The 25,443-nt window shown below is 67.0% G+C and carries 29 protein-coding genes; 23 read left to right on the plus strand and 6 right to left on the minus strand.

The window, feature by feature from the left end:
• Positions 1–243: 243 nt before the first annotated feature.
• Positions 244–528, plus strand: a complete 285-nt coding sequence (locus GC146_RS03445) for a hypothetical protein (protein WP_291834366.1) — start codon at positions 244–246, stop codon at positions 526–528.
• Positions 529–569: 41 nt separating this feature from the next.
• Here GC146_RS03445 and metG read toward each other — a convergent pair whose 3' ends face one another.
• Positions 570–2,327 carry a methionine--tRNA ligase gene (gene metG / locus GC146_RS03450; protein ID WP_291834369.1) on the minus strand — a complete coding sequence of 586 codons (1,758 nt, stop codon included), beginning with the start codon at positions 2,325–2,327 and terminating at the stop codon, positions 570–572.
• Positions 2,328–2,469: 142 nt separating this feature from the next.
• Between metG and GC146_RS03455 the strand changes: the two genes are divergently transcribed.
• The 4 genes from GC146_RS03455 to GC146_RS03470 all read left to right on the plus strand — a co-directional run bounded on the left by GC146_RS03455 (position 2,470) and on the right by GC146_RS03470 (position 6,506).
• Positions 2,470–3,009 carry an outer membrane beta-barrel protein gene (locus tag GC146_RS03455; RefSeq protein WP_291834372.1) on the plus strand — a complete coding sequence of 180 codons (540 nt, stop codon included), beginning with the start codon at positions 2,470–2,472 and terminating at the stop codon, positions 3,007–3,009.
• Positions 3,010–3,080: 71 nt separating this feature from the next.
• Positions 3,081–4,436: a class I adenylate-forming enzyme family protein gene (locus GC146_RS03460; RefSeq protein WP_291834375.1), complete on the plus strand. Its 1,356-nt coding sequence runs from the start codon at positions 3,081–3,083 to the stop codon at positions 4,434–4,436.
• Positions 4,437–4,534: 98 nt separating this feature from the next.
• A complete protein-coding gene (locus GC146_RS03465) occupies positions 4,535–5,086 on the plus strand; it encodes an outer membrane beta-barrel protein (RefSeq protein ID WP_291834377.1) in 552 nt (183 codons plus the stop codon).
• Positions 5,087–5,117: 31 nt separating this feature from the next.
• Complete coding sequence (locus tag GC146_RS03470; protein ID WP_291834379.1) at positions 5,118–6,506, plus strand: class I adenylate-forming enzyme family protein; 1,389 nt, start codon at positions 5,118–5,120, stop codon at positions 6,504–6,506.
• On the opposite strand, the gene GC146_RS03475 is transcribed toward GC146_RS03470, so the two are convergent.
• A complete protein-coding gene (locus GC146_RS03475; RefSeq protein ID WP_291834381.1) occupies positions 6,503–7,738 on the minus strand; it encodes an MFS transporter in 1,236 nt (411 codons plus the stop codon). The two genes, GC146_RS03470 and GC146_RS03475, sit on opposite strands and share 4 nt — an antisense overlap.
• Positions 7,739–7,845: 107 nt before the next feature.
• On the opposite strand from GC146_RS03475, the gene GC146_RS03480 reads away from it, so the two are divergent.
• From GC146_RS03480 to GC146_RS03510, 7 genes are all read left to right on the plus strand, one after another.
• Positions 7,846–8,889 carry an aldo/keto reductase gene (locus GC146_RS03480; RefSeq protein ID WP_291834384.1) on the plus strand — a complete coding sequence of 348 codons (1,044 nt, stop codon included), beginning with the start codon at positions 7,846–7,848 and terminating at the stop codon, positions 8,887–8,889.
• Between the two features lie 217 nt (positions 8,890–9,106).
• Positions 9,107–10,021 (plus strand): 3-keto-5-aminohexanoate cleavage protein, encoded by a 915-nt coding sequence (locus GC146_RS03485; RefSeq protein ID WP_291834387.1) that lies wholly within the window; start codon positions 9,107–9,109, stop codon positions 10,019–10,021.
• A complete protein-coding gene (locus GC146_RS03490) occupies positions 10,018–10,545 on the plus strand; it encodes a lipocalin family protein (RefSeq protein WP_291834389.1) in 528 nt (175 codons plus the stop codon). The genes GC146_RS03485 and GC146_RS03490 overlap by 4 nt, the downstream gene beginning before the upstream one ends.
• Positions 10,542–10,898, plus strand: a complete 357-nt coding sequence (locus tag GC146_RS03495; protein ID WP_291834392.1) for a hypothetical protein — start codon at positions 10,542–10,544, stop codon at positions 10,896–10,898. Before GC146_RS03490 ends, GC146_RS03495 begins: the two co-directional genes overlap by 4 nt.
• Positions 10,895–11,206 carry a hypothetical protein gene (locus tag GC146_RS03500; RefSeq protein WP_291834395.1) on the plus strand — a complete coding sequence of 104 codons (312 nt, stop codon included), beginning with the start codon at positions 10,895–10,897 and terminating at the stop codon, positions 11,204–11,206. The genes GC146_RS03495 and GC146_RS03500 overlap by 4 nt, the downstream gene beginning before the upstream one ends.
• Before the next feature lie 12 nt (positions 11,207–11,218).
• Positions 11,219–12,682: a carnitine 3-dehydrogenase gene (locus GC146_RS03505; RefSeq protein ID WP_291834398.1), complete on the plus strand. Its 1,464-nt coding sequence runs from the start codon at positions 11,219–11,221 to the stop codon at positions 12,680–12,682.
• A complete protein-coding gene (locus tag GC146_RS03510) occupies positions 12,679–13,437 on the plus strand; it encodes an SDR family oxidoreductase (protein ID WP_291834401.1) in 759 nt (252 codons plus the stop codon). Before GC146_RS03505 ends, GC146_RS03510 begins: the two co-directional genes overlap by 4 nt.
• A 73-nt stretch (positions 13,438–13,510) precedes the next feature.
• Here GC146_RS03510 and GC146_RS03515 read toward each other — a convergent pair whose 3' ends face one another.
• A complete protein-coding gene (locus GC146_RS03515) occupies positions 13,511–14,371 on the minus strand; it encodes a helix-turn-helix transcriptional regulator (protein ID WP_291834404.1) in 861 nt (286 codons plus the stop codon).
• A 124-nt stretch (positions 14,372–14,495) separates the two neighbouring features.
• On the opposite strand from GC146_RS03515, the gene GC146_RS03520 reads away from it, so the two are divergent.
• Complete coding sequence (locus tag GC146_RS03520) at positions 14,496–15,392, plus strand: fatty acid desaturase (protein ID WP_291834406.1); 897 nt, start codon at positions 14,496–14,498, stop codon at positions 15,390–15,392.
• Here the strand turns inward: GC146_RS03520 and GC146_RS03525 are convergent.
• Together GC146_RS03525 and GC146_RS03530 are read right to left on the minus strand one after the other, a co-directional pair.
• Entirely contained in the window at positions 15,389–16,084 is a 696-nt protein-coding gene (locus tag GC146_RS03525; RefSeq protein WP_291834409.1) for an NUDIX hydrolase, read from the minus strand. The genes GC146_RS03520 and GC146_RS03525 overlap by 4 nt on opposite strands.
• A 12-nt stretch (positions 16,085–16,096) precedes the next feature.
• Positions 16,097–16,498 (minus strand): DUF983 domain-containing protein, encoded by a 402-nt coding sequence (locus GC146_RS03530; protein WP_291835731.1) that lies wholly within the window; start codon positions 16,496–16,498, stop codon positions 16,097–16,099.
• A gap of 231 nt (positions 16,499–16,729) precedes the next feature.
• Here GC146_RS03530 and GC146_RS03535 point away from each other — a divergent pair, with 231 nt between their 5' ends.
• The 4 genes from GC146_RS03535 to GC146_RS03550 all read left to right on the plus strand — a co-directional run bounded on the left by GC146_RS03535 (position 16,730) and on the right by GC146_RS03550 (position 18,863).
• A complete protein-coding gene (locus GC146_RS03535) occupies positions 16,730–17,341 on the plus strand; it encodes an EF-hand domain-containing protein (protein ID WP_291834411.1) in 612 nt (203 codons plus the stop codon).
• A gap of 84 nt (positions 17,342–17,425) precedes the next feature.
• Positions 17,426–18,013 (plus strand): RNA polymerase sigma factor, encoded by a 588-nt coding sequence (locus GC146_RS03540; RefSeq protein WP_291834414.1) that lies wholly within the window; start codon positions 17,426–17,428, stop codon positions 18,011–18,013.
• Positions 18,006–18,365: a hypothetical protein gene (locus GC146_RS03545; protein WP_291834417.1), complete on the plus strand. Its 360-nt coding sequence runs from the start codon at positions 18,006–18,008 to the stop codon at positions 18,363–18,365. The genes GC146_RS03540 and GC146_RS03545 overlap by 8 nt, the downstream gene beginning before the upstream one ends.
• 3 nt (positions 18,366–18,368) lie before the next feature.
• Positions 18,369–18,863, plus strand: coding sequence for a periplasmic heavy metal sensor (locus GC146_RS03550; RefSeq protein WP_291834419.1), 495 nt, complete (start codon positions 18,369–18,371; stop codon positions 18,861–18,863).
• Positions 18,864–18,865: 2 nt separating this feature from the next.
• Here the strand turns inward: GC146_RS03550 and GC146_RS03555 are convergent, their stop codons facing one another.
• Complete coding sequence (locus GC146_RS03555) at positions 18,866–20,254, minus strand: diguanylate cyclase (RefSeq protein ID WP_291834421.1); 1,389 nt, start codon at positions 20,252–20,254, stop codon at positions 18,866–18,868.
• Positions 20,255–20,337: 83 nt separating this feature from the next.
• Between GC146_RS03555 and GC146_RS03560 the strand changes: the two genes are divergently transcribed.
• The 6 genes from GC146_RS03560 (at position 20,338) to GC146_RS03585 (ending at position 25,440) form a co-directional block, all read left to right on the plus strand.
• Positions 20,338–20,616: a DUF3572 domain-containing protein gene (locus GC146_RS03560; RefSeq protein ID WP_291834424.1), complete on the plus strand. Its 279-nt coding sequence runs from the start codon at positions 20,338–20,340 to the stop codon at positions 20,614–20,616.
• 64 nt (positions 20,617–20,680) lie between these two features.
• The gene (locus GC146_RS03565; RefSeq protein WP_291835733.1) at positions 20,681–21,388 is read left to right on the plus strand and encodes an HAD family hydrolase; all 708 of its coding nucleotides are present in this window, start codon (positions 20,681–20,683) and stop codon (positions 21,386–21,388) included.
• A 77-nt stretch (positions 21,389–21,465) separates the two neighbouring features.
• Positions 21,466–22,146: a DsbA family protein gene (locus tag GC146_RS03570; protein ID WP_291834427.1), complete on the plus strand. Its 681-nt coding sequence runs from the start codon at positions 21,466–21,468 to the stop codon at positions 22,144–22,146.
• Positions 22,147–22,254: 108 nt separating this feature from the next.
• Complete coding sequence (locus tag GC146_RS03575; RefSeq protein ID WP_291834430.1) at positions 22,255–23,823, plus strand: trimethylamine methyltransferase family protein; 1,569 nt, start codon at positions 22,255–22,257, stop codon at positions 23,821–23,823.
• 141 nt (positions 23,824–23,964) lie between these two features.
• Positions 23,965–24,561 (plus strand): HupE/UreJ family protein, encoded by a 597-nt coding sequence (locus GC146_RS03580; RefSeq protein ID WP_291834433.1) that lies wholly within the window; start codon positions 23,965–23,967, stop codon positions 24,559–24,561.
• Positions 24,562–24,612: 51 nt separating this feature from the next.
• The gene (locus GC146_RS03585; RefSeq protein WP_291834436.1) at positions 24,613–25,440 is read left to right on the plus strand and encodes a polyphosphate kinase 2; all 828 of its coding nucleotides are present in this window, start codon (positions 24,613–24,615) and stop codon (positions 25,438–25,440) included.
• The last annotated feature ends 3 nt before the right edge of the window (positions 25,441–25,443 follow it).

The raw sequence follows: 25,443 nt of genomic DNA on the forward strand, positions 1-25,443 counted from the left end.
TAGCACCGCGCCCCGTCAAACTCAATGCAGCGGGGTTTGTGGGCCATGCCCGGCCCGACCGCGGGCGGTCCGGCATCGCGGACTGCCCAAGGCGACTGGCCGCGCATCCCAAACGTGATCGTCGCGCCGCAGTTCTGTGATGTATGTCAATACATTGTAACGCTGCGGAAAGGCCTGTGTTCAGTGCGGGGTCCATCTGGATGGCATGGCAATGATGCCAGATCGCTTCGAAAGGACACCCTCATGAAAATCTCCGCCTTGCCCGCCATCGCCGGGCTTGCCCTTGTCGCCTCTCTCGGGGCGCAAAGTGCTTCGGCTTATGTCAACACCACGAAGACGGCGCCTTATGCCAACCTGCGTACCAGCGTTCAGTCGGACTTTGCCGCGCTGGGCATCAAGGCCAACGCGGCGTCGCTGAGCTATGACAAGCTGACGCGAATCGAACAAGTGCTGAAAAGCCAAGCCAGCACGCATATGAAGGCTGCCGGCGTGATGCATATCATCAAGAGCGAAACCAGCTTTGAATAGGCCGCGACCGAACAGGGGGTCGGCCGCGCGCCGGCCCCCGCTCAGGCGCGAATGCCGGCAAACCGCGTCTGCCAGTCGGCGCGCTCTTCGTCGGTGATCTTGCGGAACGTCACCTCGGGCACGTTGAAGGCATGGCCGGGGGGCAGGGCCTGCAGCGCCCCGGCCACGTCGTCGGGCCAGGACCAGTCGTCGGTCTGCATCGCCGCCATCAGTCCCGCGCTGGCATCGGGGATGAAGGCCGCCGACAGCACCGCGTAAAACCGGATCAGGTTCAGCCCCAGCCGCACCTGCATCGCGGCGACCGCCGGGTCGGTCTTGAACGTGGTCCAGGGTGCAGCCGATTGCAGGTATTCGTTGCCCGCCACCCAGATCGCGCGCAATTCTGCCGCGGCCTTGCGCACCTCGATGGCGTCCATCTGCGCCTGATAGGCCGCGACGCGGGCCGTCAGGTCGGCGATCAGTGCCTGTTCTTGGTCTCCATATGCGCCGCCCTCGGGCACGACCTCGCCGAACTTCGACCGGCAGAACTTGGTGATGCGGCTGACGAAGTTACCCAGCACATCGGCCAGGTCCTTGTTCACCGAGGCCTGGAAGTTCTCCCAGGTGAACTCGGCATCCGAGGTTTCGGGCGCGTGGCTCAGCAGCCACCAGCGCCAGTAGTCGGACGGCAGGATCGCCAGCGCCTGGTCCATGAACACGCCGCGCCCGCGCGAGGTGGAGAACTGGCCGCCGTCATAATTGAGGTAATTGAAGGACTTGATGTAATCGACCAGCTTCCACGGCTCGCCCGAGCCGAGGATCGTGGCGGGAAAGCTCAGCGTGTGGAAGGGCACGTTGTCCTTGCCCATGAACTGGGTGTAGCGCACGTCGTCTGCACCCTTGTCGGTGCGCCACCAGCGTTCCCAGTCGGTCCCCTTGCCCGCGTCGACCCATTCCTGCGCGCAGGCGATGTATTCGATCGGCGCGTCGAACCAGACGTAGAAAACCTTGCCCTCCATCCCCGGCCAGTCGGCGTCGCCATCCTTGACAGGAATGCCCCAGTCGAGGTCGCGGGTGATGCCACGGTCCTGCAGCCCCTCGCCATCCCTCAGCCATTTCAAGGCGATGGAAGTCGTCAGGATGGGCCACGTAGTCCTTATCATTTCGACGCCGTTCCGTATTTCACCGGTCGGCTCAGTCTTAGAGAGAATCCACTGCTCTAACTGCCCGCGCATCGCGGACTGGCGCAGGTAAAGGTGCTTGGTCTCGCGCAGTTCCAGCTCGGTCGAGCCGGAGATGACCGAACGCGGGTTGATCAGGTCGGTCGGGTCCAGCTGCTTGGTGCAGTTGTCGCACTGGTCGCCGCGCGCACTTTCAAAGCCGCAATTGGGGCAGGTGCCCTCGATGTAGCGGTCGGGCAGGAAGCGGCCATCGGCCACCGAATACATCTGGTGCTCGGTCACCTCGCGGATCAGGCCGGCCTCTTTCAGCCGGTGAGCGAAATGCTGCGTCAGGCGGTGGTTCTGCGGGCTGGAGGAGCGGCCGAAATGGTCGAACGACAGCGCGAAGCCGCGCGCGATGCCGGCCTGCACGTCATGCATCTCGGCGCAATATTCGGCCACGGGCTTGCCCGCCTTGGCCGCCGCCAGTTCGGCGGGCGTGCCATGTTCGTCGGTGGCGCAAAGGAACAAAACTTCGTGACTGCGCGCGCGCAGGTAGCGGGCGTAAAGGTCGGCCGGCAACTGGCTGCCCACCAGGTTGCCGAGGTGCTTGATCCCGTTGATATAGGGAATTGCCGAAGTAATCAGGTGTCGCGCCATCGCCGCCATCCGCCGTAAAACCCCGGCGCAATTAGCCCATAAGATGGGCAGGTGCCAGCCTTTGCGTGCCCCCTTGCCGTGATCGAAGGTTTCGCCACCCTCTCGGATCGGGTAAAACAGAGAAAAATGAAGGAGGAACGGCATGAAACCTTCGGTTGCCCTTGGCCTGACGGCGTCGGCCCTTGCGATCGGCGCGGCGATGCCGGCCGCAGCGCAGCAGTTCTACGTCGGCGGCGGGCTTGACTACGGCCAGACCTCGCTGTCCTCGCCCTTGCCGGATGACGGCCACCTCTCCACCGGGTCGGTGCTAGCCGGCGTTACGGTGCCGATGGGGCAGCAGTTCTACCTCGGCGCGGAACTCGATACTTCGCTGGGTGCGAATTACAGCACGGACTACGGCGACACCGTCGACAACATCACCCGCCTGCGCGCCGTCGCGGGCTACCGGTTCCCGACCTATTCGGTCTTTGCGACGCTGGGTGCGGTGCAGGTCAAGGGTGCGCTTTTCGACGGCGACAACGGCACCAGCAAAGGCACCACCTTCAGCCTTGGCGCCGATGTGCCGGTGACCGGCAATCTCGACCTGCGCTTCGAGGTGATCCGCGACCAGGTGGATCTCTTCAACGTCGGATACCGCTGGGACAACACCTCGGCTCGCGTGGCAGCCGTCTACCGTTTCTAGGCCCGACACTGGCCGTGTTCTCCACCGGCCTGATGGATGCGCTTGCGCGAAACGGCACAGCGCCCGCGCTGATGACCCGCGATGGTCAGATCCTGAGCCACGCACGACTGCGCCGCAACATCGCGATCCTTGCTCAGCGGCTGACCAATGCCGGCCTCGCGCCGGGGCAAACTTTCATCGTTCTGGACGAGAACCGTGACCTGCAGATCATGGCCCGGTTCGCCGCCCTTCTTGTCGGCGCCGAAGTGGTGATGTCGCCGGGGCCGAAGGGGTTTCTGGGGACCGGGACCCAGATCGACCGGGCGCTTGTTCCTCCGGGCCGCGCGCATGGTCCCGGAACACCCATCGCCTTCGATCCGGCATGGTTCGCCGATGACGCGCCGGTTCCAGACACGGCGTGGCGCGGCGGCGGCGGGATGCATTTCTCCTCCTCCGGTTCGACAGGCGAACAAAAGTTCATGCGGCTCTCTGATGAGGGCATGGCGCACTGGATGGGCCTGATTGAGGGCCATATCGGGCCGGATCGCGGCCCGCGTCTACTGACCTTGCCTGCCTTTTCCGCATTCGGGCTGTTTCAGTTGACCAAGGCCCTGATGGCGGGTCAAAGCGTGATGGGCACCATGGACGGGGTGGCGGAAACACTGGCGCAATCACACCGCCTTGGCGTGCGCGAAATGGTGCTGACGCCGCCGATCCTTGCCGACGTTCTGGCGGCAATTGCCGATGGAAGCCCGGCGCCCGACATCGTGCGGATCGTCTTCGGCGGAGCCATCGCCGATCCGGGTCTGTTGCGCCGGGCAAGAGAGGTCTTTCCCGCGGCCGAGTTGGTCGTGGTCTTCGGGGCCACGGAGATTGGCCTTGTCGCCTGTGGCCGCTGGCCGGACGAAGGCGCGCCGATGGGCTGGGGCGGCTGGCTGCTGCCGGGGATCGAGGCGCGGTTGGCCGATGCGGGCACTTTCGCCGATTATCCGGCCGAGGCGGGCAGGCTGGGCTTTCGCGTTCCGCCCGTCGCGCGGGCGCTGGGCTATCTTGGCCGCGGGCCGGCCTTCGACCCCGATGGCTGGTTCGACACCGGCGACATTGCCACGATCGCCCCCGACGGCGCGCTGGTGATCCTCGGGCGCGAGGATTTCCTGATCAACCTCGGCGGCGTAAAGACCACGCCCGAGGCGATCGAGGCGCTGTGCCTTGGCCAGCCGGGCGTGGCGCAGGTTGCGGCTACTCGCGTTCCCGGAAAGGCGCATGACCGGTTGGGCCTGATGGTGGCGCCGGGGCGGGGCTTTGACGCGAGCAGGTTGCGCGCCGCCGTCGCCGCGCGGCTGGATATTGCCCTGACCATCGAGGTGCGCGAGGTGGAGGCCCTGCCGCGCCTGCCCTCCGGCAAGATCGACCGCGCCGCCGTCGCCCGCGCCTTCGCCCACGTCTAGCGGCGGGTCGTGCATTCGTGCCGATGCGGGGCTTGTTTGTTCTTTCGCTGCGGCCGCAACTGGACTATTCTTGGTCGCGTCAAGTCTGGAGAATGCGCATGAAACCGTCCGTCCTGCTCGGCCTCACGGCCTCGACCCTTGCGATGGGCGCGGCACTGCCGGCCACCGCGCAACAGTTCTACGTCGGCGGCGGTTTCGACTACGGCAGCACGACCCTGACCGACGATATCGCAAACACCTACGATAGTCACCTCGGGGCACCCACGCTTCTCGCCGGTGTCATGATGCCGGTGTCGCCGCAATTCTATCTCGGGGCCGAGATCGACACCTCGCTAGGGGCTAACCTCGACTCCTCGTCCTTCTCCGGCGGCTCGGTCGACAACGTCAGCCGCCTGCGCGCCATCGCGGGCTACCAGTTGCCGAACTTCTCGGTTTTCGCCAGCCTGGGCGCGGTTCAGTACAACGGCGCGCTCGACAGCGGCGCGACGGGGACCAGCAACGGCACCACCTACGGCCTTGGTGCCCAGGTGCCGGTGACCAGCAACATGGACGTGCGCTTTGAGGTGATCCACGATCAGGTGAACACCTTCGACTACGGCTACAAGTGGGACAACACCGCGTTGCGCGCCGCCGCCGTGTTCCGGTTCTGACCTGACTAATCGTCTTTTCTCGATTGACCTGATGCAGGCGCTGGCTCGTCATGCCAACGCGCCCGCCCTGTTGACGCGCGACGGCCAGACCGTCAGTCATTCCCGCCTGCGCCGCAATATCGGCATTCTGGCCCAACGGATGGCCGCGGTGGGCCTAGCCCCCGGCGACAGGATGATCGCACAGGTCGATAACCGGGATTTGCAGATCATGGCACGATTTGCGGCCCTTCTGCTGGGCGCCGAGGTGGTGATGGCGCCCGACGCAAGCGGATTTCTCGCGTCTGGAGGGACGGTTGACTGGTCGCTGGTGTTTCCCGGTCAGTCGCCGGGGCCGGGCCGGCCCATCACCTTTTCGCCGAACTGGTTTGCCGACGATGCACCGGCCCCGCCCGAGGATTGGCCCGGCGGCGGGGGCATGATCTTTGGCTCCTCAGGCTCGACGGGCCTGCAGAAGTTCATGCTCGCCTCCGATAGCGTGCTTGCCAGTTGGCAACGGCGCGCGCGGACCGCGATTGGGCCCGATTTCGGCAACCGGCTGCTCGGCATTCCGGCGTTCAGCGTCTTCGGTCTGATCTACTTGTCCAAGGCTCTGATCGAGGGGCATGCCGCGATGGGCACGATGGGCGACACCGTGGCGACGATGGTCGCTGCGCGCAATTTCGACGTGCGTGAACTTGTCGGCACGCCGCTGATCCTGAACGACGTGACCGAAGCGGCAGAGGCGGGCCACCCGATGCCCGCCTTCGCCCGCTTCCTGTTCGGCGGCGCCATCGCGGATAACCAGACGCTGGCCCGCACCGCAGCGGCCTTCGCGGGTGCGCATCTCGATGTCGTGGTCGGGTCAAGTGAATACAGCATCTCGACGCTCGGCCGCGTGCAGGAGCGGGCGATTCCGCTGGGCTGGGTCGGCTGGCCGGTCCCGGACACCGAGCTGCGGCTGGACTCGGCGGGTGCCTATACTGGCTATCCGGCGGCGGCGGGGCGGCTGTCAATCCGGGTGCCGGAAGACTCGCGTGTCACCGGCTACCTCAACGGCGCGCCCGCCTTCGATCCCGAGGGCTGGTTCGACACTGGCGACATCGCCACGATCGCCTCCGATGGTTCGTTGGTGATCCACGGGCGCGAGGATTTCCTGATCAACCTCGGCGGCATCAAGACCACGCCGGAATCGATCGAGGCGCTTTGCCTCGCTCATCCCGGCGTCGCGCAGGTTGCCGCCACGCGCATTCCGGGGCAGGCGCATGACCGGCTGGGCCTGCTGGTGGCCGTCGGGCCGGGGTTCGATGCGGACCGCCTGCGCGCCGCCCTGGCCGCCCGCCTGGACCTTGCACTGGCCATCGAGGTCCGCGAGGTGGAGGCCCTGCCGCGCCTGCCCACCGGCAAGATCGACCGTGCTGCCGTGGCCCGCCTCTTCGCCTAGCTGTCGCCCGCCGCGCCGCGCCCGCGCCGCAGCAGCCGCCCGACGATGAAACTGGTGCGCGGGACATAGACATAGCCCATCCGCTCGGCCGGGCTGGGCCGTGCCCGCATCCGCGCAAAGCCGAAGATCACAAGGCCCAGATGCGCCGCCGCCAGCACCACGAAAAGCGCCGGCGGCCCGAAATGCTGGATCAGCACCGAGGTGCCCCAAGGTGCGGCGATGGCCCCCAGGGCGTAAAAGAACATCAGCGCCGCGGACAGTTCCACCCGCGCGTCATCCTCGGCAAAGTCATGCGCGTGGGCTGCCGAGATCGAGTAGATCGGGTAGGTCGACAGCCCCACCAGCCCCGCCGCGACAAGGATCGCCAGCGGGCCCATCTGCGCCGCGCCGATGGTGGCCAGCGACGTGCCGATCGAGGCCACCGACAGCCCGATCAGCACCCAGCGCCGGTCAAACTTGTCGGCCAGCCAGCCCACCGGGTATTGCGCCAGCCCGCCGCCCGCCACGTAGATGGCAAGGAACGTGCCGATCTGGTCGGGCCGCAGCCCCACGGCCTGTCCGTAGATTGGCCCCACCATGCGGAAACTGGCCGACGAGAGCCCGGCCACCATCACGCCCAAGGTGGCCAGCGGCGAGATCCGCCAGCTCAGCGCCGGGCGCAGGCGCGGGGCCAGTGCGGTGGCAGGCTGCTCGGCCCGGCTGATCGCCAGCGGCAGCAGCGAGGCGCAGCAGACGATCGTCAGCAGGTTGTAGGCGATATAGGTGGGCACGCTCGCCAGCGTGCCGATCATGAACTGCGCCCCCAACGAGGCGACAATGTCGACCACGCGGTAGCTGCCCATCGCGCGGCCCCGCGTCTGGTTGGTGACCTTGGCTTGCAGCCATGCCTCGATCACCGTGTAGCAGCCCGCCACGCACAGGCCCGAGGCCAGCCGAAAGAGCGCCCACCATGCCGGGTTCGTCACCAGCACATGAGCCGCCAACCCGATGGCGCCCAGCGCGGTGAAGGCGGCATAGGTGCGCGCGTGGCCCACGCTGCCCATCAGCCGCGGCGCCCACCAGCAGCCGATGAAGAAGCCCAGGAAATGGGCCGAGCCCAGCACCCCCACCTGCGCCGTGCCAAAGCCCGCCGCCAGCCCCGTAAGCGCGTCCAGCGGGCCGACCCCGCCCGAGGACAGCTGCAACAGCATCACCGAGGCGAAGAGCGAGGCAAAGGACAACATCAGGCGCATGGTGCGGCCACTCTGGGCCGGGGGACAGCCGGGCGCAATCGGCTTTGCACGCTTGTCATCGCCGCCGGTCACGCTAGGACAGGCACGACAATTTGAAAGGACCCCTCATGCGCAACGTTTCCCTGGGCCGCTCCGGCATCGACGTGACCGAATGGTGCCTCGGCACCATGACTTTCGGCAATCAGACGCCCCAGGACGATGCCCATGCCCAGATCGACCGCGCGCTGGATGCCGGCATCACCTTCATCGACACGGCCGAGATGTACCCGGTCAACCCGGTCAGCCGCGAAACCGCCGGCCGCTCCGAGACGATCCTTGGCAACTGGTTCGTCAAGACCGGCCGGCGAAACGAGGTGGTGCTGGCCACCAAGGTTTCGGGGCCCAATGGCGGCTTCATCCGTGATGGCAAGGGGTTCGACAGCACTGTCATTCCGCAGGCGATCGACGCCTCGCTCAAGCGGCTCAAGACCGACGTGATCGACCTTTATCAGCTGCACTGGCCGGTGCGCGGCTCCTACATGTTCCGCCAGAACTGGAGCTTCGATCCCTCGGGGCAGGACCGCGCGACGACGCTGGCGCACATGGATGACGTGCTGGGCGCGATGGGCCGGCTGGTGGAGGCGGGCAAGATCCGCGCCTTTGGCCTCTCGAACGAAAGCACCTGGGGCACGACCCGCTGGATCGACCGGGCCGAGGCGGCAGGCCTGCCGCGCGTGGCCTCGGTGCAAAACGAATATTCGCTGCTCTGCCGCCTTTACGATACCGACATGGCCGAGATGGCGGTGAACGAGGACGTGACGCTGATGTCCTTCTCGCCGCTTGCCGCGGGCCTGCTGACGGGCAAATACCAGAACGGCGCGGTGCCCGCGGGCAGCCGCATGGCGCTGAACGGCGATCTGGGCGGCCGCAAGAGCCCGCGCGTCTTTGCCGCCGTGCAGGCCTATCTCGACCTCGCGCGCGAAGCCGGGCTCGATCCGGTGCACATGGCGATGGCCTGGCAGCGGACGCGCCCCTTCACGGTCTCGGCGATCTTCGGCGCAACCACGGTCGATCAGCTCGACCGTATCCTTGCGGGCCGCGACGTGGTGCTGTCCGACGACCTCGTCAAGGCGATCGACACGGTCCACCGCACCCACCCGATGCCCTACTGACCGGCTTCTTCTGGCCGGAAATACTCTCGGGGGGTGAAGGCGACGCAGGCGCCGAGGGGGGCAGACAGCCCCCCTTTTCTCGCCGTGTCGCGGGGCGCGACACGGCGATGCCTCCGGCGGGAGTATTTCCGGCAAGATGAAGCGCAGAGCGAGCGCCTCTCTTGCGCCTCGCCCGGAAATCGGGAACGCTCGCGCCGAGGCAAGGGAGGGTTGCACGATGCCGTTGGCCATGAACCGGGAGGTTTTCATCACCTGTGCCGTGACCGGCTCGGGTGCCACGCAGGACCGCAGCCCGCATGTGCCGCGCAGCCCTGCGCAAATCGCCGAAAGCGCGCTGGAGGCGGCACGGGCAGGGGCAGCCATCGTGCATTGCCATGTGCGCGACCCCGAGACGGGCAAGCCTTCGCGCGATCCTGCGCTTTACCGCGAGGTGACCGAGCGCATTCGCGAATCGGAAACCGACGTGGTGCTGAACCTCACCGCCGGGATGGGCGGCGACATCGTGTTCGGTCCCACCGAACGTCCGCTGCCCCCCGTCGCGGGCACCGACATCGCAGGTGCGGCCGAACGGGTGCGCCACATCGCCGAATGCCTGCCCGAGATCTGCACGCTCGACTGCGGCACCATGAACTTCGCCGAGGCCGATTACGTCATGACCAACACGCCCGGCATGTTGCGGGCGATGGGCGCGATGATGACCGAACTGGGCGTCAAGCCCGAGATCGAGGCGTTCGACACCGGCCACCTGTGGTTTGCCAAGGAACTGGTGAAGGAAGGCGTGCTGAAGGGCCCGGCGCTTGTGCAGCTGTGCATGGGCGTGCCCTGGGGCGCGCCTGATGACCTCAATACCTTCATGGCGATGGTCAACAACGTGCCGCCGGACTGGACGTTCTCGGCCTTCGCGCTGGGGCGCAACCAGATGGCTTATGCCGCCGCCGCCGTGCTGGCGGGCGGCAATGTGCGCGTCGGGCTGGAAGACAATCTCTGGCTAGGCAAGGGTCAGCTTGCCACCAATGCGCAACTGGTCGAACGCGCGGTGGGCATCGTCGAGGGGATGGGCGCGCGCCTGCTCGGCCCTGCCGAGGTGCGCGACAGGCTGGGGCTGACCAAGCGCGCCCCGAAAGCGGCGTGAGCCCGCGCGCGCTTCTTTTCGCACTGCCGCTGGTGCTGGCGGGCTGCGCCATCGTTGCGCCGTCATATCGCGACGCCAGCGTGCCGATCGCCTCGCGCGCGGTCTTCGATCCGTCGCGCTACCTTGGCCTCTGGCACGAGGTGGCCCGCTACCCGGTTGTCTTTGAAAATGGCTGCACCGACGTCACCGCTGAATACACCCAGCGCGACGATGGGCTGATTGGTGTGCACAACATCTGCCGCAAGGCCGACGGCACCACGCGCGATATCACCGGCACCGCCGAAGTGGCAGGGCCGGGGCGTCTGAAGGTACGCTTTCCCTCCGTGCCCTTCGTCGCCGCCGATTACTGGGTGCTCTGGGTGGCCGAGGATTACGGCACGGCCGTGGTCGGCGCGCCCAATGGCCGCTCCGGCTGGATCCTGAACCGCACGCCCACAATTACGCCCGACAGGCTGGCCGCGGCGCGCGAGGTGCTTGATTTCAACGGTTACGACCTGAGCAAGCTGGAGGTACTGAGCCCATGACCCTGCGCACAGCGCTTGCCTGCGCCCTGATCGCCCTGCCCGGGGCGCTGGCGGCCGAAACCTACCCTTGGGAAGGCGCCTGGGTGGTCGAACCGGCCGAATGTGACGGCGACCGCACTGTCTATACGCCCGAGGAATTCGTCACTGCGATGCACAGCTGCAACGTCACCGCCATCACCGCCTTGCCGGGCCTGTCGGCTTGGCGTCTGGATATCCAATGTGGCGAAGGGACGCCGGTCTTTGACGCCAGTCGAATCCTGATGCTGACCGACCGGGCCGGGCCGATGTGGGAATGGTATGGCCCCGGAAAGGGCGCGCCGCTGCAGGTGCAGCGCTGCGCGGACTACTCATGAGGGGCGCGGCGGCCCTGCTGGCGCTGGCCGCGTTGCTGGCGGGGTGCGACAGTGTGCCGGGGGCCGGCGTGGACGGGCAGGGCGGGCTGATCCCGGTTGCGGCTGGCACGCCTCGGGCGGAACGGCTGGTCCTGCATGGCGGACACATCACGTTCGATCAATGCGTGGCGCAGGGCGGCCTGATCATTCAGGACAAGGGCAACCCGATGATGGCCTGTGACCCGACGGTCGACCGTGCACCGCCCCCTGTTGACGAATTCAACCATCCCAGCGTCGAGCCGGGCAAGGTCACGACACAAGCAGGCTAGGAGCGACGGAAAATGACTGGAACGGCGGCGATCATCGGGGGCGGCGTCATCGGCGGCGGTTGGGCGGCGCGGTTTCTGCTGATGGGTTGGGACGTGCGCGTCTTCGATCCCGATCCCGAAGCAGAACGCAAGATCGGCGAGGTGCTGGACAATGCGCGCCGCGCGCTGCCGGGCCTGTCGGATGTTGCGCTGCCCGCGGAAGGGACGCTCAGTTATCACACCACGATGTCCGATGCGGTTGCCGGTGCCGACTGGATTCAGGAAAGCGTGCCGGAACGGCTGCCGCTCAAGCACAAGGTATTCCAGACGCTGCAGGAGCATTGTCGCCCGGAGGCGATCATCGGCTCGTCCACATCGGGGTTCAAACCGTCGGAGTTGCAGAACTGTGCGACCCGGCCCGGCCAGATCGTGGTGACGCACCCGTTCAACCCGGTCTACCTTTTGCCGCTGATCGAACTGGTGCCGAGCGAAGCAAACCCGCCCGACATGGTCGCCCGCGCCGCCGAGATCCTGACCTCGATCGGCTGCTTCCCCCTGCATGTCCGCAAGGAGATCGACGCCCATATCGCCGACCGCTTTCTCGAGGCCGTCTGGCGCGAGGCGCTGTGGCTGATCCGCGACGGCATTGCCACGACCGAAGAGATCGACAACGCAATCCGCTATGGCTTTGGCTTGCGCTGGGCGCAGATGGGCCTGTTCGAGACCTACCGCATCGCCGGGGGCGAGGCCGGGATGCGCCATTTCATCGAACAGTTCGGGCCGTGCCTTTCGTGGCCATGGACCAAGCTGATGGATGTGCCCGAGCTGACCGAAGATCTGATCGATACCATCGCCGTTCAGTCGGACGCTCAATCGGGTGCCCATCCCATCCGTGCGCTTGAACGCATCCGCGACGACAACCTTGTTACCATCCTGCGCGGCCTGAAGGCGCGGGACTGGGGCGCGGGGCGGCTTCTAAACGCGCAAGATCGGCGGATCGATAGCTTACCCGCCAGCCTTGACGACGTGGCCGACCTTTCGGCGCCGGTTCTGACGGTGCTGCGGGCCGTGCCGCTCGACTGGACCGACTATAACGGCCACATGAACGAGGCACGCTACCTTCAGGTTTTCGGCGATGCGACGGACAAGTTCATGGCGCTGGTGGGATGCGACATGGCCTATATCGCCACCGGCGGCAGCTACTTCACCGCCGAGACGCATATCCGCCACTTGTCCGAATGCCGGGCGGGCGCGCGGGTGCGTGTGGAAACCCAATGCCTGCTTGGAGCCGGCAAGAAGATGCACCTCTTTCACCGCATGTTCGAGGGCGAGACGCTGCTGGCCACGGGCGAACACATGCTGATCCATGTCAGCCTTGCCACCCGCAAGGCGGCAGAGCCTGACGCGCGGGTCGCCGAGCCGTTGGGCCGGATCGCCGCCGCCCATGCTGGGCTGCCGCGTCCCGAAGGCGCGGGCGCTGCTGTCGGCGTCCGATGAGCAGGGTCCTGATCACCGCGGGCGGCTCTGGCATCGGCCGCGCGATGGCCACGGCCTTTGCCGCCGCGGGTCATGATGTCTGGGTGACCGATGTCGACGCCGACTCGCTTGATGCGCTGCCTGCGGCCTGGCGGGCCGAGCTTGTCGATGTCTCCGACGAGGCCGCGATGGCGGCGCTTTTCGAACGGATTGTCGCTGAATGGGGCGGGCTGGACGTGGTCTGCGCCAATGCCGGCATCGCCGGGCCCACCGCCAAGGTCGAGGATGTGGCCTGGGACGACTGGCGCGCCTGCCTTGACGTGACGCTGGGCGGCGCCTTCCTGACGGCGAAATACGCGGCGCCGCTGATGAAGGCGCAGCGCGCCGGGTCGATCGTGCTGACCTCGTCCACCGCGGGCATCTACGGCTATCCCAACCGCGCGCCCTATGCCGCCGCAAAGTGGGGCGTGATCGGCCTGATGAAGACGCTGGCGATGGAGCTTGGCCCCTTCGGCATCCGCGCCAACGCGATCTGCCCCGGTGCGGTGGAGGGCCCACGGATGGAGCGCGTGCTGGAACGCGAGGCGGCGATCAAGGGCATGACCCGCGACGATGTCTATCGCGGCTATGCCTCGGGCACGGCACTGGGCGCTTTCGTCACGGCCGAGGACGTGGCTGCAATGGCGCTTTACCTTGGATCAGGCGGGGCGCGGATGGTGTCGGGGCAGGTGATTTCGGTCGACGGATTCACGATCAATCCTGATCCGCAGGTCTAGCACTCACGCGCGCGTATGAAATAGATGATACAAATCAATGTATTGGCCGGCGTCCCCATGGGGACAGCCGGTTTCAGCCGATCTTCGCTCGCCACTCCATCAAGTGCGCTGGCAGGTCGCGGGCAGTGACGCTTGCCTCGCGCACCAGCGTATCGAAGTGGCGGGTCATCGCCTGCACCCGTTCGGTGTCGCGGAAAACAAGGTAGTTGCGGCCTAGGTAAATCGCCGCCAGCAGCGGTCCGAACACCGTGACCGGCGCCGAATAGAGCCGCCGCGCGTCAAACAGCACCACCCGCAAAGACGGGTAAAGCTGGTCCTGCAGCCGCGCCATATGTTCGATCTGTTCGACCCGGATCGCCGCAGGCAGCCCGGCGTAATATCCGGTGCCGGAGGCGAAACTGGCGATCTCGTGCAGCGGGATCGCGATTTCGTAGTCCGACCGCGCGCCGCGCATCCATGCCAGCCTGTCCTCGCTGGCGTTGATCGCCTGCTCTGTCGTCCGGCCCAGCGACGGCTCGTATTCCCACATCAGCATCGCATGAGTCTTCAGCATGTCCGGCAGGCCCGAGGGCACGTACCGGATCTTGTAGCCCGCCGCCTCCTGGTGCCAGGCAAAGATATGTTCATCGACCAGCGCACGGGGCGCTTCGGTCATCATCATTGCCGCGGCGACCAGATCGGCCGCCCGCTCGGGCCGGGCCGACAGCCCCAGCAACCAGTCCGCCGAAACCCCCAGAGCCGCAGCGCATTCGCCGATCAGCTGCGCATTCGGCAACCGCTTGCCCTCGGGCAACAGCAGTTGCGACACCGTCGAACGATCCGCTCCAATCGCCCGCGCCAGCCCCGCCTGGCTTAACCCGGCTTCGCGCAGCGCCTGGCCCAGCCTCTCGCGGAACAGGGTGGCGCGGTCGCGCTTGTCGATTTTTGGCGGCATTGTAGTGTTTTCTCACCAATGATGGGTTTTCGTTGCGAAGATACGAGGTCATCAGCCGCTCTGGCAAGTGCTAGGCTGCCGCAGAAGCGGTGCGGGGACGGCACGGCTCTTCTTGAGGCAGGGAATGCAGAAACGGCGAACCGCCACGGTGGAATGGCGGACATTGGGTGCGATTACAGGGTGTTACGCCCTTTGGGCGCTGGGGGTTTTCGTCCTCCCGCCCGTTTCATTGCCACTCGCCGTCATTGTCACGGCACTTGCCGCGGCCTTTCATTCCTCGTTGACGCACGAAGTGATCCACGGCCACCCCTTCCGTTCGGCCCGACTGAACGCGGCGTTGGTTGCGCCGCCGCTCGTGCTGGCCGTGCCTTTCCTGCGTTTTCGCGATACCCATCTGGCGCACCACAACGACGCCCGCCTGACCGACCCCTATGACGACCCTGAAAGCAATTACATGGACGGCGGCGACTGGGAGGCACGGCCGGGCTGGTACCAGGGCCTGCGGCGGATCAACAACACGCTGGCGGGGCGGCTACTTATCGGTCCCGCGCTGGGTCAGGTGATGTGGATGGCGGCCGATCTGCGCGCGATCCGTGCAGGCGACGGCGCGGTTCTGCGTGGATGGCTCTGGCATCTACCCGGACTGGCACTAGTTCTGGCCGTTGTGGCGGTTTCGCCGATGCCACTATGGGCCTACCTGCCGGCCGCCTATGCAGCGCTGTCGTTGTTGAAGATCCGGACCTTCCTTGAACATCGGGCGCATGAGCGCGCGCCGGGCCGGACCGTGGTGATCGAGGATCGGGGGCCGCTGGCGCTGTTGTTTCTCAACAACAACCTGCATCTGGTGCACCACATGCATCCGCGCGCGCCGTGGTATGCGCTGCCGGGCCTCTACCGCGCCAATCCCGATCGCTACCTTGGCCGGAATGAAGGCTATCGCTATACCAGCTACGGCGAAGTCTTTCGCCGCTATTTCTGGCGCGCCAAGGACCCCGTGCCGCACCCTATCTGGCGGCGCTAGGGCAGGGATCGGTCAAGCGGGCTTTGGCCACCGAGCCGCGTGACAAGGTGGCGTTCGTCGTCGTTGCGGAAGAACGGCACCAAGGCGGGTGGGGCGGTATCGGTCACGCGCGCGGCGATCTCGGCTAGCACCACCTCGGTGATGAATGGCAGATCGAAGGCGCGCGCCTTGTCGAGTGGCACCCATTGCAGATGCGCCAGTTCGTCTTCGGCGCGCCCGAAATCATCCGGGTCGGTGGACAGGGCGGCCGCATCCAGCAGGAAAAATCGCGCGTCAAACCGGCGCGGCCGGCCCGGAGGCGTGACCGCGCGAAAGACGAATTGCAACTTGTCTCCGGCGGGGCGGTGGCCGGTGGCGGCATAGCCACGCCAACCTTGCGGTGGGTCGGGCCACGACGCGCGCGCGCCGGCAACTTGCCCGGTTTCTTCCCAAAGCTCGCGAATGGCGGCGGCCGCAAGCGTTTCGGGGGTCAGTGCGCTGTGTTCGGCCAGCCTTTCGGCGCAAGTCGCGGGCAGCGCGGAGGCAAGCGCAATTGCCGCGTCGCCGGGATCGACAGCGCCGCCCGGAAACACGAATTTCGACGGAAGAAAGGCGGCGCCGGCGCCGCGCTGGCCCATCAGGACCGCAGGCCGGGTTGCCCGGTCACGCAGGACAATGATGGTGGCCGCGTCGCGGATGGCGGTCTTGTCCATGCCGCCCCCGGCCTAGTCCTGACCGCCGAAGCCGTGCATCCGCTTGGCCCACTGGATGGCCACGACCATGCCCTTCAGCCGCGGCAGCAGGAACAGCGACAAGGCCACGCAGCCCACGGTAAAGCCGCCTGCAAGCACCAGCGGCGCGGGCCGCCAGACCTCGAACACGATCAGAATCAGCGGCGCCATGATGTGACCCACCAACAGGATCGTCAGGTAGGCCGGACCGTCATCGGCGCGGTGATGGCTCAGAGTCTCGCCGCAGGCCGGGCAGTGGTCGGCGACATGGAGGTAGCCGTCGAACATCCGGCCCTTGCCGCAGGACGGGCAGCGCAAGGCCAAGCCGCGCCAGACGGCGTCGCGCGTTGGCCGCTCTTCCTCATCAAGGTCACGGGCGAGGGCGGGGTCCATCATGTCGGTCTGGGTCATCGGTAACACTCCTTCGTCATCCTGACAGATGCGCCTTTCGAGGTGCAATTGAAAGGGGGGTGCGGCGCTTGGGCGCCAGTGTTGCGGACCTGTCAGGTTCTGCGCACCAAAAAAGTTTCGCGCCCTGCGACGGAAGTGGTGCGGGGCTGCGTGTCAGGAGCACCAAGGCGGCAGAAAGGCCCGCCCGGACGAGAAACCTGAGGAAGGACCAAGACCATGAAGAAAACGATCCTGATCGCGGCGATGACCGCCGGACTGGTGGCTGGCGCCGCGACCGCGCAACAGGGGCCCGGTGGCCCCGGCGGCCCCGGTGGCCGCGGTGGCCCGGAGATGATGGGCCCGCCCAGCTTCTCGGTGCTCGACACCAATGGCGACGGCGCGCTTAGCCTCGACGAGATGAAGGCCGCGCCGGAGGCGATGTTCAAGGCCGCCGATACGAACGGCGATGGCACCCTCTCGGCCGACGAATTGACCAAGCAGATCATGACGCAGATGCAGGCGCGGATCGAGGCGCGCGTGGCCGACATGATCAAGCGGCTCGACACCAACGGTGACGGACAGCTGAGCGCCGACGAGATGCAGGCGCCGCGGCAGGACCCCGCCACGCGGATGTTCGACCGGATGGATACCAACCATGACGGCACCGTCAGTCAGGCCGAATACGACGCATTTACAGCGTTGATGCAGGAGATGCGTGGCGACCATATGGGCCGCGGCATGGGCCAAGGTCATGAACGTGGCGGCCGGATGGGCGGCGGCTGGTTCGGCAACGGCGGCGGCTGGGGCGGCGGCAACGGCGGCGGCTGGATGGGCGGCAACGGCAACTGAGGCCGGCATTGGGGCCCGGGCTGAAACTGGCCCGGGCCCTCCGCCGATTGCCGGGACGAAGATATGTGGCTACCACGCTGATCCATGAGTTTTGCGACCGCACAAGACCCGCCGGCGCCGGACGAAGCGCTTCTGATCGCCTATGCCAATGGCGATGCCGGCGCTGCGGCGCTGCTGGCCCAAAGGCTGGCGCCGCGCGTTTTGGGACAGGCGGCGCGAATGCTGGGCGACCGGGCCGAAGCCGAGGATGTGACCCAGGAGGCGCTGATGCGTCTGTGGAAGATCGCCCCGGACTGGCGGCAAGGCGAGGGGCAGGTCAGCACATGGCTTTACCGCGTCACGGCCAATCTCTGCACCGACAGGTTGCGGCGGCGGCGGCGCCACGTCGCGCTCGACACGGTGGAGGAGCCGCAGGACGCCAGCCCGCCGGTTGCAGCCCGGATGCTGGACAGGGCGCGGGCTGGCGCACTGCAAGAGGCACTGGCCAGCCTGCCCGAGCGGCAGGCGCAGGCGGTGGCGCTGCGGCACCTCGAGGGGCTGGCCAACCCCGAGATCGCCGCCATCATGGACATCAGCGTCGAGGCGGTCGAAAGTTTGACCGCGCGGGGCAAGCGGGCGCTGGCAGAGGCGCTGGCGGGACGGAAGGCGGAACTGGGGTATCACGATGACTGAGCGGGACATTGAGGACGATTTCCTAGACGACATCTTTGCGGCCGCGCGCCGAACCGAAGCGCAGCCCTCGGCCGCCCTGATGGGCCGGATCATTGCCGATGCTGCAACGGTCAGCGCCGCGCGGGCGGTCCCTGCGGCGCGGGTCGCGCCACCGCGCGGCCTCTGGGCCCTTCTGGCGGCGGTGATTGGCGGCTGGCCCACGCTGGGCGGGCTGGTCGCGGCGACCATGGCGGGATTCTGGATTGGGTTTGCGCCGCCGGCCAGCCTGTCGGGGCTGACGGCCTCGGTGATGGGCGAGACGGTGTCGGTTTCGGTGCTGGCCGCGGACGATGCCTTGGGAAGCGGGGGATAAACGATGGCGGAATCGACGCAAGCCGCGCCGGTGCGGCGCTGGGTGCAGATCGTGCTTGTGGTGTCACTGGCCCTGAACCTGCTGGTCGCCGGCGCGATCGGAGGGCGGCTTTTGGCCGGGCGGGGCCCGGGGCCATTTGGCGGTTTCGACCTGACACTGGGGCCGTTGTCGCAGGCGCTGGACCGGGCCGACCGTGACGCGATCCGGGCCAGCCTGCGTCAACGCCCCGAATTGCGCCCGCTGATGCGCAGCGAGCGGCAGGCTGCGATCCAGTCGCTGATTGACGCATTGCGGGCCGATCCTTTCGATCCCGGCGCCGTCTCGGCCCTCTTTGCAGCCCAGCGTGACCGCGCCACCGCGGCAATGCAGGCCGGGCAAGAGGCGCTGCTGGCGCGCATCACGGCGATGAGCCCGACCGCGCGCGTCGCCTTTGCCGCGCGCCTGCAAGAGCAGATGCGCCACGGTCCGCAAGGCCCCGAAGGCCCGCCACCGGGCTGACCTCAGGCGGCGCTCAGGCTCATCGTCACCATGTTGCGCCCGGCGGCCTTGGCGTCGTAAAGGGCGCGGTCTGCGCGGGCAATCAGACCCTCGATATCTTCGGTGATCGGATGGTCATTGCCCTCCATCGCGACACCGATGGACAGGGTCACCTCCACCGGCGGCTGGCCCTGAAGGGTGGCGAATGGCTGCCCTTCGATGGTGATACGCAGGCGTTCGGCCGCGGCGCGGGCCTGCTCGACACTCGTATTCGGCATGGCGACAAGAAATTCTTCACCGCCGATGCGCGCCACAAGGTCGACCGCGCGCAACGCGTCACGCAGACGCCGTGCCACGCCCACCAGAACCGCATCCCCGATGGCATGGCCCCAAGTATCGTTGATCGCCTTGAAGTGGTCGATGTCGAGGACCATCAGCGCGATGCCGCGTCCTTCGGCGCGGGCCCGGTCGGCAAGGCTGGCAAGGTGCGGGATCGCGTAACGGCGGTTGTAAAGGCCGGTCAGCGGGTCGGTCACCGCCGCGCGCAGTCCAGACTGGACCGAGGCGCGCAATTGGTCCGCCCGCGCCTTGCGCCGCAAGAGCGAACTGATGCGCAGCGCAATCTCATCCATTTCGGTCCCGTCGGTCGCAACGTCGTTCACCCCCAGATCCAACGCCATCGCGGCAAGTTCAGGGGCGTCGCGCGGGCAGATCACCAATTGCGCGGCGTGGCGCGTGTCCGAGCGGCTGCGCAGGTCGGCGACAAGTCGAAACGTGGCCGCAGCCCCCGTGCCGGATCGGGCGAGGATGATGAAGACATCGGGAGCTTCGGACATCGCGCGGGGGGCCAGCGCCCGGTCGGGCGCAAGGCCGATAACCTGTTGCCCCAGCGCCTCGGCCACGCGGCGGGCCATGTCGTGGCGTTGCGTAACCTCCTCGGCGACCAGCACAACGCGGCCGGGTCGGGCAAAATCGCCCGGCGGTTCCGCCAGGCCAAGGACGCGCGCCGTTTCGCCACGCAGGCGAAACTCGGCATCGGTATTGCGCGCGCGCAGCAGGCTTCGGATGCGCGCCAGCATCAGGGCATCGTCGACCGGGCGAACCATCACGTCGTCCGCGCCGGCCCGCAAGGCTGCCACGCCCAGCCCCTCGGCCCCGTCATCGGCAAGGCAGATCACGGCGGTGCCGGTTGTGGCCGGGTCTTTGCGCAGGGCCCGGCAGAACGCCAGCACCCCTTCCGGCCCGTCGGCCAGCGACAGCACGACAAGGTCGGGACGGTCGTTGGCAAGATGGCCCAGAGCCTCGTCACGGGTGGCGCAAGCGGTCACGGCGTATTTCGCCGCCAGCAGCTTTACCTTCAACACGATGCGGTTGGTGACCACGCTATCGACAATCAGCAGCCTGCCCGACATAACTTGAGTCCTCGCGCTGGGTGTGGCGCGAGAGTGCGATCGAAATGGTTAAGAAACGGTTTCCGGCGCTGCAAGGATGATGAATGACACATGACCAAGCCGAGATGGTCGCGATTCAGGCGCTAGGCTGGCTGGCCGGCGATGACACGCTTTTCCCGGACTTTCTCGGGACCACCGGTGCCGATGCCGCCGATCTGCGCAGTCGCGCCGCCGACCCGGCCTTTCTGGCCGAGGTACTGGCTTTTGTCACCGCCGATGATGCACGGATCATCGCCTTTTGCGATTCGACGGGGCTGGGCTACGACTTGCCACTTCGGGCGCGTTACGCCTTGCCCGGACAGGCCGAGGTCAGCTGGACCTGAGCCTTGACTCGCGTCTGCGGGAAGGGCCTTGGTGACCGCGCGTATGCGGCTGAAAGGGCGGGCGATGGCGGTGAATGTGCGGGGTGTCGTCTTTGACAAGGACGGCACGCTTTTCGATTTCAACGCAACATGGGGCGCCTGGGCGCGCGGGGTGATTGCCGACGAGGCGCAGGGCGATGCCGAGCTCGCCGCGCGGCTGGCCGGGGTGCTGGGCTATGACACTGCCGCGGGCGCGTTTCGACCCGGCTCGATCGTCATCGCCGAGACGACGGCCCATGTCGCGCAGGCCATCCTGCCGCTTCTGCCCGGCGCGGATCAGGCCGGGCTGCTTGACCGGCTCAACCGCATGTCCTCGAACGTGCCGCAGGTCGAGGCGGTGCCGCTTGCCCCTTTCATGGCCGGGCTGCGGGCGGGCGGGCTGGCGCTGGGCCTTGTCACGAACGATGCCGAGATGCCGGCGCGCGCCCACCTGGCCCGCGCGCAGGTCGATACGCTGTTCGATTTCGTTGCGGGCTACGACAGCGGCCATGGGGCCAAGCCCGCGCCGGGCCCGCTGTTGGCCTTCTGTGCGGCCACCGGCCTGCCGCCTGCCGCCTGCGTCATGGTGGGCGACAGCACGCATGACTTGCACGCGGGCAGGGCCGCGGGCATGCGCACCGTGGGGGTGCTGACTGGCCCCGCCACGCGTGAGGTGCTGGAGCCGGTGGCCGATGCCGTGCTGCCCTCGATCGCCGGACTGCCGGCCCTGCTCGCGGCATGGAAGGCGGACTGAAGCGCCGGTTCCGGGCGGGCTTGCGCCTGCCCGCGGCAGGCCTAGGATCGCAACGCTCAAGCTAGGAAAGGTTTCCCATGTCGCGTCCGGTGGTTCAGCATTTCTCGGATGTTCTTTGCGTCTGGGCCTATGTCGCCCATGTCCGCACCGAGGAGTTGGCGAAGAAATTCGAGGACCGTGTCGCGGTGGACCTGCATTTCGTCCCGGTCTTTCCCGACGTGCATGGCAAGATCGCGAAATCCTGGGCCGGTCGCGGCGGGTTCGAAGGCTATGCCGACCATGTCGCGCAGGTGGCGGGCCAGTTCGACCATGTCACACTGCACCCCGATGCGTGGCGGGTGACCCGGCCCGCCAGTTCCGGCGCGGCGCACCTCTTTCTGCGGGCCGTGGCGCTGGCCGCCGATGACGCGGGTGCGCCCCTGCGCGACAGCGCGCTTTACCGCGCCGGCTGGGCGCTGCGGCTGGCCTTCTTCGCCGAGGCGCGCGACATCTCGCTCTGGGCCGAACAGGCGGCGGTGACCGAAGCGTTGGGCCTGCCCCGCGCGCCGATCGAGGCGGCACTGCGCGACGGCCGGGCCATGGCGGCGCTTGAGGCCGATACGCGGCTGGCCGCCGAGCATGCGATTACCGGCAGTCCCACGATCCGGATGAACGCGGGGCGGCAGATCCTTTACGGCAATGTCGGCTTCCGGTTGATCGAGGCCAATCTGACCGAGCTGTTGCGCGCCCCCAACCGCGACGACGCAAGCTGGTGCTAGGCGCGCGCGGTCACGCTTGACCCAAAACCGACGCCAGACGTCGCAGACTGGGCCGCGCTTGGGCCGGGGCTGCGCCAGACTCGGGGGTGCAAGCCAAGGAGGCACCCGATGACCGCCACCGACATTACCGTTCCGCACAAGCGCCGCAGCGGCGGACGCGCCGCCAACACCGCGCGGCGCGGCAAGGACCTGTTTCAGCAGATGCCATGGCGGCTGCCGGTCAACACCGACCGCCCGACCGAACCGCTGGGCCCCGAGGGCGTGCAGGCGATCCATGACGGCGCGATGCGGATCCTTGAAGAGATTGGCATCGAGTTCCTGAACGAAGAGGCGCTGGACCTGTTCCGTCAGGCCGGCTGCAAGGTCGATGGCACCAACGTGAAGATGGGCCGCGACTGGGTGATGGAGATGGTGCGCAAGGCGCCTGCCCATTTCACCATCACGCCGCGCAATCCCGACCGCGAACTGGTGATAGGCAAGAACCACATCCTGTTCGGCAACGTCTCGTCCCCGCCCAACTACTTCGATCTTGAACTGGGCAGGAAGGTTTCCGGCACGCGTGAGCAATGCGCGAACCTGCTGAAGCTGACCCAGTATTTCAACTGCATCCACTTCGCCGGAGGCTACCCGGTAGAGCCGGTGGACATTCATCCTTCGGTTCGCCACCTCGACGTGGTTTTCGACAAGATGGTGCTGACCGACAAGGTCGCGCATGCCTACAGCCTCGGCAAGGAGCGGGTCGAGGACGTGATGGAGATGGTGCGCATCGCGGGTGGGCTGACCGAGGAGGAGTTCCAGGCCAAGCCGCACATGTATACCAACATCAACTCCACCTCGCCGCTCAAGCATGACATCCCGATGATTGACGGCTGCCTGCGCTGCGTGCGCCGGGGGCAGGCGGTGATCGTCACGCCCTTCACGCTGGCGGGGGCGATGGCGCCGGTCACGATGGCGGGCGCCGTCACGTTGTCGATCGCCGAGGCGCTGAGCGCGATCGCGCTGTTCCAATTCGTTCGCCCGGGTTGCCCTTGCGTGATCGGCACCTTCACCTCGAACGTCGACATGAAATCGGGCGCGCCCGCCTTCGGCACGCCCGAATACATGCGCGCCACCCAGATGACCGGTCAGATGGCCCGCTTCTACGGCCTGCCGATGCGCGCCAGCGGCGTCTGCGCCGCCAACGTGCCCGACGGACAGGCGATGTGGGAAACCTCCAACAGCCTGTGGTCGGCGGTACAGTCGGGCACCAACATCGTCTACCACGCGGCCGGGTGGCTGGAGGGCGGGCTGATTGCCTGCCCGGAAAAGTTCATCATGGATTGCGAGATCCTGCAGATGATCGAACGCTACCTCGAGCCCGAGATCGTCGGCACCGGCCCTGACGAGATTGCCATCGATGCGATCCGCGAGGTCGGACCGACCGGCCATTTCTTCGGCATCCAGCACACGCAGGACCGCTACCAGCAGGCCTTCTACCAACCCTTCATCAGCGACTGGCGCAACTTCGAGGCTTGGGAGATTGCCGGTGCGGTCTGGACGCCGGAACGCGCGCACCGCATGTTCAAGGACATCATCGGGCAATTCGAACCACCGCCGATGGATGTCGCGATCCGCGAAGAGCTTGAAGCCTTCGTCGCCCGCCGCAAGGAAGAGGGCGGCGCGCCGACCGATTTCTAGGCGCTCGGCCCCCTCGGGGCAGAAAGGTGAGACGGGCGGGCGACGAATCCACGCCTTTCCCCCTGTGGCGCTTGCGATGATGCAGGCCGGAGCCTAGCATTTCCTTATCACTTTCCTGACCCAAACCCGGAGGAACCGTCGATGAAATTCAAGCCCCTTTCCTTGCTGGCCACGGTGGCGCTGCTGCTGCCGACCATCGCCTCGGCCCATCCCGGCCATGGCCCCGCCGTAGGCCTTGTGGCGGGCTTTTCCCATCCTATGACGGGCCTCGATCACATTCTGACCATGGTGCTGGTCGGCGTCTTTGCCGCGCAGCTGAGCGGCCGGGCCCTGTGGCTGGTGCCGGCGGCCTTTGTCGCGATGATGGGCGTGGGTGGTGCGCTGGGCATGTACGGCGTGGGCCTGCCCTTCGTCGAAACCGGCATTGCCGTGTCGGTCATCGTGATGGGCGCGGTCGTGGCGCTGGGCCTGCGGGCGCCGGTCGCCGTGGCGATGGCGCTGGTCGGTGTCTTTGCCGTCTTCCACGGGCATGCCCATGGGGCCGAGATGCCTGCGAATACGGGCGGTCTTGATTTCGCGCTGGGCTTCATGGTGGCCACGGCCACGCTGCATGCCATCGGCATCGCGCTGACGGTCGCGGTGTTGCGGCTGGCCTCGGCCCGCAGCCTGCCGGTCCTGCGCACCGCCGGTGGCCTTGCTGCCGTGGCGGGCCTTGGCCTGCTGACCGGCACGATCTGATCGGACAGTGCCGGGCGGGCAGGGTCCCGCCCGGTGCCGCAGGAGGGCCCGTTGGCCAAGACCTCGCAGCTGCGCCTCGACACGCTCGACCTCTCGCCGCGGCTTGAGGCCGCGGTGTATGAAACACGGCTGGCAGAGCTGCAGCTGGAGTTGCGCAAGATCCAGCAGGCCTACCTTCTGGGCGGCCATAACGGCGTGGTGGTCTTCGAGGGCTGGGATGCGGCCGGAAAGGGCGGCACGATCCGGCTGATGGCGGGTGCGCTGGACCCCCGCAGTTTCAAGGTCTGGCCCATTGCCGCGCCGCGCAACTACTACCTGCAACGCCATTTCCTGTTGCGTTTCATGGAGCGGCTGCCGCCCAACGGCGCGATCTCCGTCTTTGACCGGTCATGGTATGGCCGGGTCCTGGTCGAACGGGTCGAGGGGTTAACGCCCAAGGCACGCTGGAAGGCCGCCTATCGCGAGATCAATGATTTCGAGCGGATGCTGGTCGATGACGGCGTGCGCATTGCCAAGCTGTTCTTCCATATCTCGCCCGAGGTGCAGCTGGCCCGTTTCGAGAACCGCCTGCGCGATCCGCTGAAGCGCTGGAAACTCAGCTACGAGGATTTTCGCAACCGGGGCCGCTGGGGCGACTACGTCACCGCGATTGACGCCATGCTCGACAAGACCTCGACCAAGGTCGCGCCGTGGCAACTGATCCCGGCCAATGACAAGAAATTCGCCCGCATCGCCGCGCTGGAACATATCGTGGCCCGGCTGGGCGCGGGCGTGTCGCTGGACCCGCCACCGATGGACGAGACGGTGATCGGGGCCGCGATGGATCACCTTGAGATTGAGCCTGACCTTGTGCGCAGTCTGCGTGGCCGCACCGAGTGACCG

It is taken from the genome of Limimaricola sp. (assembly GCF_016125575.1).
Lineage (GTDB): Bacteria > Pseudomonadota > Alphaproteobacteria > Rhodobacterales > Rhodobacteraceae > WGLM01.

Excerpts from the sequence above, each read along its gene's own strand:
- GC146_RS03445 (WP_291834366.1), top strand. The coding sequence starts at position 244 with ATGAAAATCTCCGCCTTGCCCGCCATCGCCGGGCTTGCCCTTGTCGCC.
- metG (WP_291834369.1), bottom strand. The coding sequence starts at position 2,327 with ATGGCGCGACACCTGATTACTTCGGCAATTCCCTATATCAACGGGATC.
- GC146_RS03455 (WP_291834372.1), top strand. The coding sequence starts at position 2,470 with ATGAAACCTTCGGTTGCCCTTGGCCTGACGGCGTCGGCCCTTGCGATC.
- GC146_RS03460 (WP_291834375.1), top strand. The coding sequence starts at position 3,081 with ATGACCCGCGATGGTCAGATCCTGAGCCACGCACGACTGCGCCGCAAC.
- GC146_RS03465 (WP_291834377.1), top strand. The coding sequence starts at position 4,535 with ATGAAACCGTCCGTCCTGCTCGGCCTCACGGCCTCGACCCTTGCGATG.
- GC146_RS03470 (WP_291834379.1), top strand. The coding sequence starts at position 5,118 with ATGCAGGCGCTGGCTCGTCATGCCAACGCGCCCGCCCTGTTGACGCGC.
- GC146_RS03475 (WP_291834381.1), bottom strand. The coding sequence starts at position 7,738 with ATGCGCCTGATGTTGTCCTTTGCCTCGCTCTTCGCCTCGGTGATGCTG.
- GC146_RS03480 (WP_291834384.1), top strand. The coding sequence starts at position 7,846 with ATGCGCAACGTTTCCCTGGGCCGCTCCGGCATCGACGTGACCGAATGG.
- GC146_RS03485 (WP_291834387.1), top strand. The coding sequence starts at position 9,107 with ATGCCGTTGGCCATGAACCGGGAGGTTTTCATCACCTGTGCCGTGACC.
- GC146_RS03495 (WP_291834392.1), top strand. The coding sequence starts at position 10,542 with ATGACCCTGCGCACAGCGCTTGCCTGCGCCCTGATCGCCCTGCCCGGG.
- GC146_RS03500 (WP_291834395.1), top strand. The coding sequence starts at position 10,895 with ATGAGGGGCGCGGCGGCCCTGCTGGCGCTGGCCGCGTTGCTGGCGGGG.
- GC146_RS03505 (WP_291834398.1), top strand. The coding sequence starts at position 11,219 with ATGACTGGAACGGCGGCGATCATCGGGGGCGGCGTCATCGGCGGCGGT.
- GC146_RS03510 (WP_291834401.1), top strand. The coding sequence starts at position 12,679 with ATGAGCAGGGTCCTGATCACCGCGGGCGGCTCTGGCATCGGCCGCGCG.
- GC146_RS03515 (WP_291834404.1), bottom strand. The coding sequence starts at position 14,371 with ATGCCGCCAAAAATCGACAAGCGCGACCGCGCCACCCTGTTCCGCGAG.
- GC146_RS03520 (WP_291834406.1), top strand. The coding sequence starts at position 14,496 with ATGCAGAAACGGCGAACCGCCACGGTGGAATGGCGGACATTGGGTGCG.
- GC146_RS03525 (WP_291834409.1), bottom strand. The coding sequence starts at position 16,084 with ATGGACAAGACCGCCATCCGCGACGCGGCCACCATCATTGTCCTGCGT.
- GC146_RS03530 (WP_291835731.1), bottom strand. The coding sequence starts at position 16,498 with ATGATGGACCCCGCCCTCGCCCGTGACCTTGATGAGGAAGAGCGGCCA.
- GC146_RS03535 (WP_291834411.1), top strand. The coding sequence starts at position 16,730 with ATGAAGAAAACGATCCTGATCGCGGCGATGACCGCCGGACTGGTGGCT.
- GC146_RS03540 (WP_291834414.1), top strand. The coding sequence starts at position 17,426 with ATGAGTTTTGCGACCGCACAAGACCCGCCGGCGCCGGACGAAGCGCTT.
- GC146_RS03545 (WP_291834417.1), top strand. The coding sequence starts at position 18,006 with ATGACTGAGCGGGACATTGAGGACGATTTCCTAGACGACATCTTTGCG.
- GC146_RS03550 (WP_291834419.1), top strand. The coding sequence starts at position 18,369 with ATGGCGGAATCGACGCAAGCCGCGCCGGTGCGGCGCTGGGTGCAGATC.
- GC146_RS03555 (WP_291834421.1), bottom strand. The coding sequence starts at position 20,254 with ATGTCGGGCAGGCTGCTGATTGTCGATAGCGTGGTCACCAACCGCATC.
- GC146_RS03560 (WP_291834424.1), top strand. The coding sequence starts at position 20,338 with ATGACACATGACCAAGCCGAGATGGTCGCGATTCAGGCGCTAGGCTGG.
- GC146_RS03565 (WP_291835733.1), top strand. The coding sequence starts at position 20,681 with ATGGCGGTGAATGTGCGGGGTGTCGTCTTTGACAAGGACGGCACGCTT.
- GC146_RS03570 (WP_291834427.1), top strand. The coding sequence starts at position 21,466 with ATGTCGCGTCCGGTGGTTCAGCATTTCTCGGATGTTCTTTGCGTCTGG.
- GC146_RS03575 (WP_291834430.1), top strand. The coding sequence starts at position 22,255 with ATGACCGCCACCGACATTACCGTTCCGCACAAGCGCCGCAGCGGCGGA.
- GC146_RS03580 (WP_291834433.1), top strand. The coding sequence starts at position 23,965 with ATGAAATTCAAGCCCCTTTCCTTGCTGGCCACGGTGGCGCTGCTGCTG.